This is a genomic window from Flavobacterium plantiphilum (assembly GCF_046000495.1).
GTDB lineage: Bacteria > Bacteroidota > Bacteroidia > Flavobacteriales > Flavobacteriaceae > Flavobacterium > Flavobacterium plantiphilum.
Map to the genome: position 1 here is coordinate 462,623 of NZ_JBELQA010000003.1, position 14,104 is coordinate 476,726.

Below are 14,104 nucleotides of genomic sequence, written 5' to 3' on the forward strand. Positions count from 1 at the left end.
ATGAATATTTTTTTGAATGTTTTTAATCTGAAATCTAAGTTCTGCAATTTGAAATTGTTAATCCAGAGACTGATTTTCCTGATTGGCCAGTTTTGAAATAGCAACATATTCCACCGCCGAGATATTTCCGTAATAAAAATTAAGCGGATTTACCACCCGGCCATCTTTATGTACTTCATAATGCAGGTGTGGTGCTTCTGAACGTCCTGTACTTCCTACATAACCTATAATGTCACCTCTCTTAATGCGTTGTCCTGCTCTGCAATTGTATTTGCTCAAGTGGGCATACAAAGTTTCATATCCATAACCATGCCTGATTACAATATGATTGCCATAACCGGAAGCTCTGTCATCTGCCTGTTTGACCACTCCGTCACCTGTTGCAAAAACAGGAGTGCCTTTTTTTGCAGTAAAATCCATGCCTTCGTGCATTTTTCTTACTTTCGTGAAAGGATCTGTCCGGTATCCAAAACCGGAAGCCATTCTTTTTAAATTTTCATTTCTGACAGGTTGTATGGCAGGAATGGCAGCCAGTAATTTGTTTTTTTCTTTAGCGAGTTTTAAAATATAATCTAATGATTGCGATTGAATAGCTAATTGTTTCGTCAGTACATCAACTCTTTTTGTGGTTTGTAAAACCAGTTGGGTATTGTTATAACCTTCGAGCGCCTTGTATCTGTTTACATCCGAAAACCCTGATTTTCGTTCTTCTTCCGAAATTGCAGCGGTATTAAAATAAGTGCGGTATAGATTGTTGTCCCGTTCTTCAATGGCTCCGGCTACATTTTCTATCTGATCCACTTTTTTATTTAAAACGGCATAATTTAATTTCAGATTTTCAATTTCCCGAAGTAAAAGACGGTCTTTAGGAGTATCAAAATAAGGAGTATTTAACAAAATCACAAAACTAATAAAACCAAATAACGCCGAAGCCAGCAAAAACAAAGCAACAAAACCAAATTTGCGTCTTTTTTTTACTTTAATTTTTCGATATGCCAGATTTTCAGAATCGTAATAATATTTTACTTTCGCCATATTTTAAAATACCCTATTTTTGCACCTCTAAAAAAGCACATTGGAACAAATTTAATAAATGTTTTAGTTGTTACGCCCTTTTTTTAGTATTAAATATAACATAAAATTGATTTAAAGATTTAAAAATTTAATGATTGAAACATTGTTGAATTATGAATTTTGCAAGAGATTTAATTTAGCAACGTAGCAAATAACTTGAAATTTGATAAAAGCTTATTTAAACTTTTAATTTTTAAATCTTTTAATTTTTAAATTATAAAAATGAAATCACAAGACATTCGCAAAGCGTATTTACAATTCTTTGAAAGCAAAGGACATTTAATTGTTCCTTCGGCACCTATTGTTCTAAAAGACGATCCAACCCTGATGTTCAACAACTCGGGGATGGCACAGTTTAAAGAATATTTTTTAGGAAATGCCACGCCTAAAAGCAAGCGTATTGCCGATACGCAAAAATGCCTTCGTGTTTCAGGAAAACATAATGATTTAGAAGATGTAGGTTTTGATACTTATCATCATACGATGTTTGAAATGCTGGGAAACTGGTCTTTTGGAGATTATTTCAAAAAAGAAGCTATTCCGTGGGCTTGGGAATTTTTGACTGAGGTTTTGAAACTGGATAAAGACCGTTTGTATGTTTCTGTTTTTGAAGGAAACGAAGCCGAAAATGTTCCTTTTGATCAGGAAGCTTTTGATATTTGGAAACAATTCGTGTCTGAAGATCGCATTATCCTTGGAAACAAAAAAGACAATTTCTGGGAAATGGGAGATCAGGGACCTTGCGGACCATGCTCCGAAATTCATATCGATTTGCGTACCGATGCTGAAAGAGCTGCAATTTCAGGTTTTAGCTTAGTAAATGCCGACCATCCGCAGGTAGTAGAAATCTGGAACAACGTATTTATGGAGTTCAACCGTAAAGCCGATGGTTCATTGGAAAAATTACCGGCACAACACGTAGATACCGGAATGGGATTTGAGCGTTTGTGTATGGCAATGCAAAATGTGACATCCAATTATGATACCGATGTATTTACACCGCTTATTGAAAAAGTGGAGCAAATTACCGGATTGAAATATACTTCAAACGAAATTAAAAATATCAGCGACGAGCAAAACAAAATTAATATCGCTATTCGTGTAGTAGTGGATCACGTGCGTGCGGTAGCTTTTGCTATTGCCGACGGACAGCTGCCATCTAACACTGGAGCAGGTTATGTAATTCGTCGTATTCTACGTCGTGCTATTCGTTACGGATTTACATTTTTAGGAACAAAAGAACCTTTTATTAATCAATTGGTGGCTGTTTTAGCCGATCAAATGGGTGAATTTTTCCCGGAAATCAAAAAGCAACAAACTTTGGTTACCAATGTAATTCGTGAAGAAGAAGCTTCTTTCTTGAGGACTTTAGATCAGGGATTACAGTTATTAGAGAATGTAATTGCTGAAACGAAAGGAAAAGAAGTAGCAGGAGCAAAAGCATTTGAATTATATGACACTTTTGGTTTTCCAATTGATTTAACCGCTTTGATTCTTAGAGAAAGAGGATATAGCTTAGACGAAGCCGGTTTTGATAAAGCAATGCAGGAACAAAAATCACGTTCTCGTGCGGCTTCAGAAGTTTCTACGGATGACTGGAAAATTCTGGTTGACGGAAATACAGAATCTTTTGTAGGTTATGACCAAGTTGAAAATGAAGTAAAAATTACTCGTATTCGTAAAGTAGATTCTAAAAAAGATGGTATTTTGTACCAAATTGTTTTAGATGCAACGCCATTCTATCCGGAAGGAGGAGGACAGGTAGGAGATAAAGGAACTTTGGTTTCGGCAAATGAAACCATTGAAATTATCGATACAAAAAAGGAGAACAATCTGATTTTGCATTTTACTAAAAAGTTACCGGAAAATCTAAATACTTCTTTTGTAGCAAAAGTAAATACTGATTTAAGAACTGCGACTGCTAAGAATCACTCGGCAACTCACCTGATGCACCAAGCTTTACGTGCTATTTTAGGAACACATGTGGAGCAAAAAGGATCATTGGTAAACCCAAAAAACCTGCGTTTTGACTTCTCACATTTCTCAAAAGTAACAGATGAAGAATTACAAGAGGTTGAAGATTTTGTTAATGCCAGAATACAAGAACAATTACCATTAATTGAAAGAAGAAGCATTCCAATTCAACAAGCCTTAGACGAAGGTGCTATGGCTTTGTTTGGCGAAAAATATGGTGATAATGTACGTGCGATTAAATTTGGAGACAGTATGGAATTGTGTGGAGGAATTCATGTGAATAATACCGCTGATATCTGGTCTTTCAAAATCGTTTCTGAAGGTGCAGTGGCAGCAGGAATTCGTCGTATTGAGGCGATTACCGGTGCTGGAGTAAGACAGTTTTTTGCTTCACAGGAAGAATTGTTAAGCGAAATTAAAACGGTATTGAAAAACCCACAGGACGCTGTTAAAGCATTGGTTTCTTTGCAGGATGAAAATATAAAGCTGAAAAAACAAGTAGAAGCTTTGCTGAAAGAGAAAGCGAAGAATATGAAAGCCGAATTGGCTAACGAACTTCAGGAAGTAAACGGAGTGCAATTCTTAGCAAAACAAGTGGATTTGAATGCAGAAGGAGCTAAAGATTTGACTTACGAATTAGGGAATTTAGGAAACAACTTGTTTTTAGTTTTGGCTACAGCCGAAGAAGGAAAACCAATGTTAAGCTGTTATATTTCTAAAGAATTAGTGGCTGAGAAAAACTTAAATGCCGGACAAGTAGTTCGTGAGTTAGGGAAGTTTATCCAGGGTGGAGGCGGAGGTCAGCCGTTTTTTGCTACAGCAGGAGGGAAGAATGCAGCAGGAATTCCTGAAGCTTTAGCAAAAGCAATTGATTTTGTGAAATAGATTTTTCAAATGATTTAAAATAAAGAAACCCTTTTAGTTATTTGCCTGAACTAAAAGGGTTTCTGCTTGTAATTAAAGTGTGAAAAAGTTATTTTTCGGAATAGGTTATTTCAATTCCGTTTTCTTCAAGAATATCCAATAAATAAGTGTTTTGTTGCGGATCGTATTTTTCAATACCGCTTTGATACCATTTCAACAAAATACTAATTTGAAAATGAGTATATCCTTCGGTGTCAATATTGATTCCAAGCAAACCGGCCAAAAGAAATTCTTCAAGAATCTTTTCGTTAATTATTTTTTTCGGAATACCATTCATAACACTGCCATTTAGATTTTCATAATCAAATCTTCCGGAATTAAAACCTTCGTTAAAAGCCGAATTAGGAGTGTCGTTTTGTACTTTAGAATAAGGATTCTGACCATTAGAATAACCTTCTAAATAGTCTTGTCTGTAGATAGGATTAAAGATGTTTTTCATGATAATTGAAATCGTATTCTTTTCAAATGTAGAGGCAAAAAATCAGTCGACCATTTAAAATCGTTGAACGGAAAAAATACTCTTTAAAACGCTTTGCCTATGTTTTTTATCGTTAAAATCGGTCGTTTTCCCAGTATTGCTTTCGCAGAAGGGTATCGGTTTTTTTTCAGATTTGTATATAAGACAAGGTCATTTATGGTTGTATAAAAGTGTTGTAACGACTGTTTTAATACATTATTGGCTTAATAAACCGTTTTTATAGTTTTATTTTTTCTAAAAGTCTCTTTTGAACGGGTTTTTAAGTCGTTAAACCTAAATAATTGCGGTCTCTGAATTTAATATTTAGTTTTGATAACCCAAATTTTAAGTTCAATATAACCTAACTAAGTAATGAAAAAATTAGCCCCCATATTTCTTTTCATCTCTGCCCTGACTTTACTATTTACTTCCTGCGCAAATGATAAAGACGATAAGAGTAAAAATTTTGTCAAAATAATCGAATCTACCAAGGATGGTATTACCGAAAATTCGGTGTTTACATACAAGGAAAACCAAATAATAAGTGCAGATAATACTAAAGAGAAAACCGATTACACGTATCAAAATGGATTAATTACAAAAATCACTACTTATAATAAAGCAACTCAACTGACTTCGGTGTTGAATTATACTTATGATAAAGAAAAATTAATCAAAGTAAGTTCCACTGAAAAATATGTTATTTATTATACGCATAATGGTAACGACAAGGTTTCTTATCAAAAATATACTATTGATTCTCAAAATAAAGAACAAAAAGTGCTTCACGGAATTTTATATTTTAAAAATAAAAATCTAATTAAGGATGAATGTATTTTTGATAATGTTACTGAAAATTCAGTTTCGGGTTCAAAAACAACTTTTGATTATGATACTTACAATAATCCTTATTTTAGTATTTTGGGTTATGAAAAGTTATTGGATCACGGCGCATTGATTTCTAAAAATAATGCTGTAATGACGGTTGCAGAAACAACAGTTACTCAGGAAGGACAAACCATTTCTTCGGCTAATATGTATACCACTAAATTTAAATATGATGCCGATGATTATCCTACGGAGCAAATTTCAGAAGAAAGTCTGATGAATCCTGATTATTCTAAGATCCAGTATTTGTATTAATATTATAATACTTAATTTTGGAAAAAAAACTGTAATGCAATTTCGTACTGTAATTCCTGTTTTAGCGAGTTCCTCTCCTGTTGATTATCATTCCAGGATTCTAAGTTTAGGATCTTGTTTTGCTGTTAACATTGCTCAGAAATTATCATATTATAAATTTCAAAACCGCTGCAATCCGTTTGGTATTATTTTTAATCCGGTTTCTATTGAAAAACTGATCAGCAGAGCTGTCAAAAAAGATTTTTTTACAGAAAAAGATATTTTTTTTCATAATGATTTATGGCATTGTTTTGAAGTGCATTCAGAGCTTTCTAATCCCAATAAAGAAGTGTTTTTAGATTTGCTGAATCAATTAGTCAGTGAAACAAATCAACAGATAACTTATTCCACTCATTTTTTGATTACCTACGGAACTTCATGGGTGTATCGAAAGACCGAAAATAATCAGATTGTTGCGAACTGCCATAAACTTCCTCAAAAACAATTTACAAAAGAAATACTTTCGATTGAAACAATTCAGAATGCTATTGAGAATACAATTGTGTTGATTCAGTCTGTAAATCCGGAGGCCAAATTTACTTTTACCGTTTCGCCGGTACGCCATATCAAAGATGGTTTTGTAGAAAATCAGCTTAGTAAAGCGCACTTAATCTCAGCGATACATTCCAATCAAAAGTCAAAAACCGAAACATATAATTATTTTCCCAGTTATGAAATTATGATGGATGAACTGCGTGATTATCGTTTTTATACTGAAGATATGTTGCATCCAAGTGCTTTGGCAGTTGATTATATCTGGGAGAAATTCAAAGAAACTACTATTACCCCATCTGTCTTTACCATAATGGAAGAATTGGAAACCATTCAGAAAGGATTAGCACATCGTCCTTTTAATCCAAATTCAGAAAGTCATTTGAAATTTGAAATAAATCTCCGGAAAAAAATCACTAAATTAGAATCTCAATATCCATTTATGAAGTTTTAACGATGATAAAAAAGACAGTCACCACTATAATTATTGTTTGTATAGTTGTTTTGCTATTTAAATATTGTGATTTCAAAAAAAATAACGAAGCCGATATTAGCTATAATACCAATCTGATTCAGCAGCAAATTGTAAATGTTGGAAAATTAGTCGTTACCGAAGGACATTTCTCTGAAGTGATTACTTATAAAAATCAGCAAAAATACCTGATGAATATGGTTTCTTTCGAAAAGAAAGCGCTTATTGTTGTCAACGCCGATGTGACTGTAGCCTATGATTTGCAAAAAATGAAATACGATATTGATGAAAAAAACAAAATTATCACGATTGTTAGTATTCCTAAAGAAGAGATAAAAATCAATCCTGATATTCAGTTTTATGATGTGGAGCAAAGTAAATTAAATCCTTTTACAGGAGATGATTACAACAAAATCAACAAATCAGTGAAAGCCAATCTGGCGAAAAAAATAGAAAAATCAACTCTAAAGTCGAATGCTAAAAACCGACTCATCAGCGAACTTTCAAAAATTCTGATTCTGACCAATACAATGGGGTGGACTTTACAATACGAAGGTCAAATTATTGAAAATGAAAAAGATTTAGGACAGCAGGTAAAAATGTAGTTTAACTTAACTCTCAAAAAAATTCCGTCCTCCATTCCTGAAATACTCAATTTTATAAAAGAACATTTCTGCCATGTTTTTAGCGCGGAGTTTCGCTTCTTCGGCTAATTTGCCTTTATATAAACTATCAATGGTTTCGGTAAAAATTTCCATCCATCGGTTAAAATGTTCTTTATTCACCGGCAAATGTTTGTGCGGAGGAAACGGACTTCCAGAATACGTGTGTTCCTCTAATAAAATAGTTTGCCAAAAACGGTACATTCTTTCTAAATGTGCCGGCCACTGATTGCCAATTTTTTCATTAAAAATGGGACCGATTAAGTTGTCCTGTTGTACTTTGGTGTAGAAAGAATCTACCAGTAACCGGATGTCATCCAGGTTTTGTATGTCTGCTAAATTGCTCATATTTTCAGAAAATATTAAATTACAAAGTTAGGATGTTTTTAACCAATTAATTGATGGAATAAATCCTGTTTTTCGTTCAGGTATTTGTATTCAAAACCTTTGTTTTCCATTTTTTCTTTTATGGCAATAATATCATTTTTGTTTTTGAGTTCAAGACCTACAACTGCCGGACCGGTTTCGCGGTTGTTTTTCTTGGTAAACTGAAAATAAGTAATATCATCATCAGGACCTAAAATGTCATTGACAAATTCCTTTAAAGCTCCCGGACGTTGAGGAAACTGAACCATAAAATAATGCATTAGTCCTTCGTAAAGTAAAGACCGTTCTTTGATTTCAGCAGTACGTTCAATGTCGTTATTACTCCCGCTTACTACACATACTACGGTTTTACCTTGAATTTCTTCTTTGTAAAAATCCAGGGCCGAAATAGTTAAAGCCCCTGCAGGTTCTACTACCATAGCTTCTTCGTTGTACAAACGTAAAATAGTAGTGCATACTTTTCCTTCGGGAACAAGGATGATATCATTCAGGTTTTTTTTGCAAATTTCAAAAGTCATTTTGCCTACCTGTTTTACGGCAGCTCCATCTACAAATTTATCGATGTTTTCTAAAACACTCACTTTGCCAACAGCTATCGAATTTTTCATAGACGGTGCTCCTTCGGGCTCCACACCAATGATTTTAGTATTGGGACTCAGCTGTCTGAAAACTTCCGAAAGTCCGGAAGCAAGTCCGCCACCGCCTATTGGAACAAAAACATAATCGATAGGTTTCTTATAACTTTCCAGAATTTCAAGACCTACAGTTCCCTGACCTGCCATTACTTTTAGATCATCAAAAGGATGGATGAAAGTGATTTTGTTTTCGGTAGCATCTGCCATCGCAGCGGCATAAGCATCATCAAAGGTGTCGCCGGTAAGTACAATTTCGATAAAATCACCACCAAACAGGCTTACCTGTTTCAGTTTTTGTTTCGGGGTGGTTTTGGGCATGTATATTTTTCCTTTTATTTGTAGCAGTTTGCAGGAGTAAGCCACACCCTGAGCGTGATTTCCGGCGCTGGCACATAACACGCCTTTTTCCTTTTCGGCAGCTGTTAAAGTGCTGATTTTGTTATAAGCTCCTCGTATTTTATAGGAACGAACAGGCTGTAAGTCTTCTCGTTTTAATAAAATCCGGGCATTAAATTCTGTGGATAAATTTAAATTTTCAGATAAAGGAGTTGCTGTTATAACTTCTTGTAATTGTTTTTTTGCTTCTTGTATTTGATGAAATAATTTCATGGCTTTCGGGTATAAAAAAACCTCCTGAAGAGGAGGTTTATAAATTTGTATTTAGATTACTGATTTACATAACACTCCGTCATTATTGTTGAATAATGTTAATTGAAATGTTGATGTAAATAGTTTTGATCATTTTCTTTAAATTGAATTACAAAGATATCAATTTATGGTTATAAATTAGAAAAGACTTATTTTTTTGTTTCATTTGGCGGGTACTGTTCCAGAATCTTGGCTACAAATTCGTTGATTTGTTGTTCTTTTTCTCTTCGGTTTTCGGTTAATGTTCCTATTGCTTCTCCTTGCCAGATTAACTCTTTTTTCTTAGCATCGATTAGATCAATATAAAGTGTTCCCTGTGTGGATCGTGTAGTATAGGTATTTCCTCCCCAGAAATAAGGATTCCATCCCCATCCCCAACCGTATCCCCAACCCATATTGAATTGGTTTACATCAACTTGTTCTCTTTCTTTGGTGAAAATATTAACCAGTAAATCAGGGTTTTCACTTTTGGTCATCCCTTTTTTAGTCAGTTCGTTGTCAATGGCATGTAAGATTCTTTTTTTATCCAATTCAGATATCTGAACACGGTCAATACCTTTTTTGTGAAAAGCAAAGGTTTTGTACTGAGTAAAATCAGCACGACTGTCAAAATCAGAATAGACTCTTACAGAGCTACAGGAGCTCAAAAGAAAAAGAAATAATAGCGGTAATATTTTGAGTGTTTTCATAATGCAATTATTTGATTATTTAAATATAATTAAGATTCGGGTTTATTTTATATACGATGAAAAAATTATAAAAGATTTTAAAAAATCTGTTTTTAAGAGTTTTTCGTATTATTTTTTATTCATTCCTGTTTTTTTATCATATCCATAAGGACAGTGACGGCAACCGCTTTTACAACAATACCCTCTTTTTAAATGATGTTTTTCAGTAAAACATTTATATCCCTCGGGGGTGTAATAGAAATCTTCACCTTCTATTAATTTATTTTCATTATTTTGCCCTGTCATTAATAGATTTTATTTCTGTTTTTGAAAACTCAAAAAACGATTCTTCTTTACACAAATTTATAAATTATTAAACCAATGTTTTTTATTGTTAACAAGTATTTAGTACCAAAAGGTTTCCGTGGTTTAACAGCCTATCCATTTGTGTTTTTAAAATATCATGTTGATAAAGAAAACCCTGTTTTTATCAATCATGAACGCATTCATTTAAAACAACAATTAGAATTACTGATACTTCCGTTTTTTATCTGGTACCTTCTGGAATACCTCATTCGCTTATTAAAATATGGTAACAAAAACCGTGCCTACAGAAGTATATCATTTGAGAGAGAGGCATATAGTAATGAATCGGATATGGATTATCTTAAAAAGAGAAAGGTTTTTAGTTTCGGGAAGTATTTGTTTTAACCGTAAATCTTGCAAAGTTTTCTTTATTTATAGCTATAAGTTCTACCTTTGTCAAAAATCAATTGTCTTGAATCAAAAACTGCAAATAAAGTTTCCGAATTCTGTTTCCATTACTATCAAAAGGGAAGATTTGATTCATCCGGTTGTTTCGGGAAATAAATTCAGGAAACTAAAATACAATTTGCGTCAGGCGAAAATAGAAAATAAAAAAAAGCTACTCACTTTTGGCGGAGCTTTTTCAAACCATATTGCTGCTGTTGCTTTTGCAGCAAGAGAAAACGGTTTTGAATCGATAGGAATTATTCGTGGTGAGGAATTAAAAGATAAAATCACACAGAATCCCACTTTAGAATTTGCCCGGGAATGCGGTATGCAATTAGAATTTGTTTCCCGGGAACAATATCGGTCAAAGAATGAAGTTACATTTTTAGAAGAACTAAAATTGAAATTTGGCGATTTCTTTCTGATACCCGAAGGCGGAACAAATAAACTGGCTGTAAAAGGTTGTGAAGAGATTTTAACAGATCAGGATAAGCAGTTTGATTATATTTGTTGTGCTGTAGGAACGGGAGGAACTATATCTGGAATTATTAACAGCAGCTTTTCTCATCAAAAAGTTTTAGGGTTTCCAGCTTTAAAGGGGGACTTTTTACAAGATGAAATTCGTATTTTTGTGCAAAATAAAAATTGGGACCTGATTAACAGTTATCATTTTGGCGGATATGGTAAGGTAAATGAAGAATTGATAACTTTTATAAACGATTTTTATACAGATAACCAAATTCCTTTAGATCCTGTTTATACTGGGAAAATGGTTTTTGGCGTTATAGATATGATTCAAAAGAATTATTTTCCGGCTCAGTCCAATATTTTGCTGATTCATACCGGAGGTCTTCAGGGAATTCAGGGAATGAATGCCAAATTGAAAAAGAAACAATTACCAATACTATCAATCAATGTTTAAAAAAATCCTCTTTTTATTTATTGCTTTAATGCTGGTTAGTTGTCATGCCGGCAAATCTCCAATTGTAACCACAAAAAAAGCAGCGGTTAAAAACACTTCTTATTCTAAAAAAACAAAAACAAAAAAAGCGCGAAATGAAGTTATAGAGTCCACTTCAAGAACTGTTGTTACTAATGATATTGTTGGTAATTATGTTTTGCAGTACAAAGATGTTGCGATGGGGAATATGAAAATTTATGGCATTCCGGCCAGTATTATTTTAGCTCAGGGTATTTTAGAATCAGGTGCCGGAAGAGGAGATTTGGCAGTCAGCGCGAATAATCATTTTGGAATCAAATGCCATTCAGACTGGAAAGGAAGTTCTGTCAGACATGATGATGATTCCAGCCAGGAATGTTTCAGGAAGTATGATAAAGTGGCGGAATCATATAAAGATCACGCTTTGTTTTTAACAGGTAAAGGGCGCTATGCTAGTTTGTTTGCCTTAGATAAAGATGATTATAAAGCCTGGGCAAAAGGCTTAAGAAAAGCCGGATATGCTACTGATCCAAGGTATCCTGATAAATTAATTTCGTATATAGAACGCTATAATTTAGCACAATATGATGCTATAGTATTAGGAATCCGCTATAAACCGATAGAGAATCAAAGCAGTTCAAGGATTGTTAACATAACAGCCGGCAGTGAAGGTTTTTATGAAGTACAGAAAGGAGATACTTTATATTCGATTTCAAAAAAGTACAATGTATTAGTTGAAGATTTAAAACGAAAAAATAACCTCTCGGATAATACACTTTCTATTGGACAAATGCTGAAAGTGAATTAATTTATAAGTGTAAAAAAATAAGTTAGAAAGTAAGTTTTTTTTAAAAATCTGAAATCTGAAATCTACAATCTGAAATCTAAAAATAAAAATGTTATACCAAAGAAGTAGTCAGTTATTTGCTGAAGCAGAAAAAGTAATTCCGGGTGGCGTAAATTCACCTGTACGGGCATTCAAATCAGTAGGAGGAACGCCCATTTTTGTTAAAAAAGCCAAAGGAGCTTATTTGTATGATGAAGATGGAAACCGATTGATTGATTATATTAATTCCTGGGGTCCCATGATTTTAGGTCATGCTTTTGAGCCTGTAGTTGATGCTGTTACTGAGAGGGCTAAATTAGGAACTTCTTTTGGAATGCCTACCGAATTAGAAACTCAGATTGCAGCTTTGGCCGTATCGATGGTTCCTAATATTGATAAAATCCGTTTTGTGAATTCAGGAACAGAAGCTTGCATGAGTGCTGTAAGACTCGCCCGCGGATTTACAAAAAGAGATAAAATTATCAAATTTGCAGGTTGTTATCATGGGCATTCAGATTCTTTCCTGATTCAGGCCGGTAGCGGTGCAATGACTTTTGGAACGCCAAATAGTCCGGGAGTTACTGCCGGAACCGCTCAGGATACTTTGCTGGCTACCTATAACGATTTGGAAAATGTTAGAAGTTTAATTGCTGCTAATCCAAATGAAATTGCTGCTATTATTGTAGAACCGGTTGCGGGAAATATGGGATGTGTGCCGCCAATTAAAGGTTTTTTGGAAGGGCTGCGCCAATTGTGCTCTGAAAACGGAATTTTACTAATTTTTGATGAAGTAATGACCGGCTTTCGTCTGGCTAAAGGCGGGGCTCAGGAATTGTTGAGTATCAATGCTGATATAGTTTGTTTTGGAAAAGTAATCGGAGGAGGACTTCCGGTAGGAGCTTTTGCGGCTCGTGAAGAAATCATGAATTATCTGGCACCTGTAGGACCTGTCTATCAGGCAGGAACTTTGTCAGGGAATCCGCTGGCAATGGCTGCAGGTTTGAAAATGCTGGAATCTCTAAACAATGAAGCAGCGGTTTTTCAAAGATTAGAAGAAAAAACAGCTTATTTAGAACAAGGAATTCATAAGGTATTAAAAACAAATAATATTATCTATACAATCAACAGGGTTGGTTCGATGATTTCGGTGCATTTTGATGCAAATCCGGTAGTTGATCTTAAAACCGCTGCTAAAGGGGATAATGAAACGTTTAAAAAATTCTTTCACGGATTACTGAAAGAGGGAATTTATATCGCACCATCAGCTTATGAAACCTGGTTTATTACCGATGCATTAAGTTATGAAGATTTGGATTTTACGATAAAAGCTATCGATAAAGTTTCAAAGACTTTGTAAAATTCAAACCAGAAAAAAAGCTTCGAGTTTTAACTCGAAGCTTTTTTTTAATTTTCCATATCACCGCCACCTTGTGGTCGTTCTGGTCGGTCTCCCATTCCACCGCCTTGACGGTTACCCATTCTTTTTCTCGTTTCTGCCTGAGTGGCTTCCCATTTTTTTAATTGTTCCGGAGTCAGGATTGCTTTTAATTTATCTTCTGTTTTTTTTCTTTCTTCCTGCATCTGCTCTCTGGAAAAACCACTTTGGTTTTCTCTGCTTTTTGCTTGTTCAACATACAGTTGTTTTAGCTGTTCTTGTTGTTTTGCATCAAGACCTAACTGAGTCGTCATTCTTTCCACACGTTTTTCCGGAGAAAAGTCTCCTCTTCGTGGTCTGTCATTGTTGTTTTGAGCAAAACCTGATACTCCTGCAATTAATAAAGCTGCAATAATTAATTTTTTCATTTTTTTTGTTTTTTGATTAATGTTAAAGATTATTGCTGTAAGATGCAAATTATAGGATAAGGTTTAATCAGGTATCAGAAATTAACGAAATAATAGTTAATAATTTGTGGAATTGATGTAAGCTGAAATATCTTTTCTATTCTTTTTTATGTTTTTTTAATTAGTTAGTAATTTAAGTAATTTGCGATATTTCTAAGTATGTATGTT

The 14,104-nt window shown here is 34.1% G+C and carries 15 protein-coding genes; 8 read left to right on the forward strand and 7 right to left on the reverse strand.

Annotated elements, in window-relative coordinates; translation table 11 throughout:
* Positions 1 to 57: 57 nt before the first annotated feature.
* Positions 58 to 1,035, reverse strand: coding sequence for a M23 family metallopeptidase (locus tag ABS764_RS07375; RefSeq protein ID WP_408081146.1), 978 nt, complete (start codon positions 1,033 to 1,035; stop codon positions 58 to 60).
* Between the two features lie 261 nt (positions 1,036 to 1,296).
* On the opposite strand from ABS764_RS07375, the gene alaS reads away from it, so the two are divergent.
* Positions 1,297 to 3,933 (forward strand): alanine--tRNA ligase, encoded by a 2,637-nt coding sequence (alaS, locus tag ABS764_RS07380; RefSeq protein ID WP_408081147.1) that lies wholly within the window; start codon positions 1,297 to 1,299, stop codon positions 3,931 to 3,933.
* Between the two features lie 88 nt (positions 3,934 to 4,021).
* Here alaS and ABS764_RS07385 read toward each other — a convergent pair whose 3' ends face one another.
* Complete coding sequence (locus tag ABS764_RS07385; RefSeq protein WP_408081148.1) at positions 4,022 to 4,411, reverse strand: hypothetical protein; 390 nt, start codon at positions 4,409 to 4,411, stop codon at positions 4,022 to 4,024.
* Positions 4,412 to 4,801: 390 nt separating this feature from the next.
* On the opposite strand from ABS764_RS07385, the gene ABS764_RS07390 reads away from it, so the two are divergent.
* From ABS764_RS07390 to ABS764_RS07400, 3 genes are read left to right on the forward strand one after another with little or no spacing between them, the layout of a single operon-like run.
* Positions 4,802 to 5,572 (forward strand): hypothetical protein, encoded by a 771-nt coding sequence (locus ABS764_RS07390; protein ID WP_408081149.1) that lies wholly within the window; start codon positions 4,802 to 4,804, stop codon positions 5,570 to 5,572.
* A 34-nt stretch (positions 5,573 to 5,606) separates the two neighbouring features.
* Positions 5,607 to 6,557 (forward strand): GSCFA domain-containing protein, encoded by a 951-nt coding sequence (locus ABS764_RS07395; protein WP_408081150.1) that lies wholly within the window; start codon positions 5,607 to 5,609, stop codon positions 6,555 to 6,557.
* Positions 6,558 to 6,559: 2 nt separating this feature from the next.
* On the forward strand, positions 6,560 to 7,180 hold the full coding sequence (locus ABS764_RS07400; RefSeq protein ID WP_408081151.1) for a DUF4230 domain-containing protein: 621 nt from the start codon (positions 6,560 to 6,562) through the stop codon (positions 7,178 to 7,180).
* Positions 7,181 to 7,186: 6 nt separating this feature from the next.
* Here the strand turns inward: ABS764_RS07400 and ABS764_RS07405 are convergent, their stop codons facing one another.
* From ABS764_RS07405 to ABS764_RS07420, 4 genes are all read right to left on the reverse strand, one after another.
* On the reverse strand, positions 7,187 to 7,585 hold the full coding sequence (locus tag ABS764_RS07405) for a group III truncated hemoglobin (RefSeq protein ID WP_408081152.1): 399 nt from the start codon (positions 7,583 to 7,585) through the stop codon (positions 7,187 to 7,189).
* A gap of 38 nt (positions 7,586 to 7,623) precedes the next feature.
* Positions 7,624 to 8,868 (reverse strand): threonine ammonia-lyase IlvA, encoded by a 1,245-nt coding sequence (gene ilvA, locus ABS764_RS07410; protein ID WP_408081153.1) that lies wholly within the window; start codon positions 8,866 to 8,868, stop codon positions 7,624 to 7,626.
* A 188-nt stretch (positions 8,869 to 9,056) separates the two neighbouring features.
* Entirely contained in the window at positions 9,057 to 9,596 is a 540-nt protein-coding gene (locus tag ABS764_RS07415; RefSeq protein ID WP_408081154.1) for a DUF4136 domain-containing protein, read from the reverse strand.
* Between the two features lie 108 nt (positions 9,597 to 9,704).
* Positions 9,705 to 9,881, reverse strand: a complete 177-nt coding sequence (locus tag ABS764_RS07420) for a DUF5522 domain-containing protein (RefSeq protein WP_408081155.1) — start codon at positions 9,879 to 9,881, stop codon at positions 9,705 to 9,707.
* Positions 9,882 to 9,956: 75 nt separating this feature from the next.
* On the opposite strand from ABS764_RS07420, the gene ABS764_RS07425 reads away from it, so the two are divergent.
* The 4 genes from ABS764_RS07425 (at position 9,957) to hemL (ending at position 13,451) form a co-directional block, all read left to right on the forward strand.
* Positions 9,957 to 10,286: a hypothetical protein gene (locus tag ABS764_RS07425; RefSeq protein ID WP_408081156.1), complete on the forward strand. Its 330-nt coding sequence runs from the start codon at positions 9,957 to 9,959 to the stop codon at positions 10,284 to 10,286.
* A 67-nt stretch (positions 10,287 to 10,353) separates the two neighbouring features.
* Positions 10,354 to 11,250 carry a 1-aminocyclopropane-1-carboxylate deaminase/D-cysteine desulfhydrase gene (locus tag ABS764_RS07430; RefSeq protein ID WP_408081157.1) on the forward strand — a complete coding sequence of 299 codons (897 nt, stop codon included), beginning with the start codon at positions 10,354 to 10,356 and terminating at the stop codon, positions 11,248 to 11,250.
* Positions 11,243 to 12,076, forward strand: coding sequence for a glucosaminidase domain-containing protein (locus ABS764_RS07435; RefSeq protein ID WP_408081158.1), 834 nt, complete (start codon positions 11,243 to 11,245; stop codon positions 12,074 to 12,076). The genes ABS764_RS07430 and ABS764_RS07435 overlap by 8 nt, the downstream gene beginning before the upstream one ends.
* An 88-nt stretch (positions 12,077 to 12,164) precedes the next feature.
* Positions 12,165 to 13,451, forward strand: coding sequence for a glutamate-1-semialdehyde 2,1-aminomutase (gene hemL, locus ABS764_RS07440; protein ID WP_408081159.1), 1,287 nt, complete (start codon positions 12,165 to 12,167; stop codon positions 13,449 to 13,451).
* 47 nt (positions 13,452 to 13,498) lie between these two features.
* Here the strand turns inward: hemL and ABS764_RS07445 are convergent, their stop codons facing one another.
* The gene (locus tag ABS764_RS07445; protein ID WP_408081160.1) at positions 13,499 to 13,897 is read right to left on the reverse strand and encodes a hypothetical protein; all 399 of its coding nucleotides are present in this window, start codon (positions 13,895 to 13,897) and stop codon (positions 13,499 to 13,501) included.
* Between the last annotated feature and the right edge of the window lie 207 nt (positions 13,898 to 14,104).

Coding starts and splice junctions, on each gene's coding strand:
- ABS764_RS07420 (WP_408081155.1), bottom strand. CDS start 9,881: ATGACAGGGCAAAATAATGAAAATAAATTAATAGAAGGTGAAGATTTC.
- ABS764_RS07400 (WP_408081151.1), top strand. CDS start 6,560: ATGATAAAAAAGACAGTCACCACTATAATTATTGTTTGTATAGTTGTT.
- ilvA (WP_408081153.1), bottom strand. CDS start 8,868: ATGAAATTATTTCATCAAATACAAGAAGCAAAAAAACAATTACAAGAA.
- ABS764_RS07375 (WP_408081146.1), bottom strand. CDS start 1,035: ATGGCGAAAGTAAAATATTATTACGATTCTGAAAATCTGGCATATCGA.
- ABS764_RS07405 (WP_408081152.1), bottom strand. CDS start 7,585: ATGAGCAATTTAGCAGACATACAAAACCTGGATGACATCCGGTTACTG.
- ABS764_RS07385 (WP_408081148.1), bottom strand. CDS start 4,411: ATGAAAAACATCTTTAATCCTATCTACAGACAAGACTATTTAGAAGGT.
- ABS764_RS07435 (WP_408081158.1), top strand. CDS start 11,243: ATGTTTAAAAAAATCCTCTTTTTATTTATTGCTTTAATGCTGGTTAGT.
- hemL (WP_408081159.1), top strand. CDS start 12,165: ATGTTATACCAAAGAAGTAGTCAGTTATTTGCTGAAGCAGAAAAAGTA.
- ABS764_RS07445 (WP_408081160.1), bottom strand. CDS start 13,897: ATGAAAAAATTAATTATTGCAGCTTTATTAATTGCAGGAGTATCAGGT.
- ABS764_RS07415 (WP_408081154.1), bottom strand. CDS start 9,596: ATGAAAACACTCAAAATATTACCGCTATTATTTCTTTTTCTTTTGAGC.
- ABS764_RS07395 (WP_408081150.1), top strand. CDS start 5,607: ATGCAATTTCGTACTGTAATTCCTGTTTTAGCGAGTTCCTCTCCTGTT.
- alaS (WP_408081147.1), top strand. CDS start 1,297: ATGAAATCACAAGACATTCGCAAAGCGTATTTACAATTCTTTGAAAGC.
- ABS764_RS07425 (WP_408081156.1), top strand. CDS start 9,957: ATGTTTTTTATTGTTAACAAGTATTTAGTACCAAAAGGTTTCCGTGGT.
- ABS764_RS07390 (WP_408081149.1), top strand. CDS start 4,802: ATGAAAAAATTAGCCCCCATATTTCTTTTCATCTCTGCCCTGACTTTA.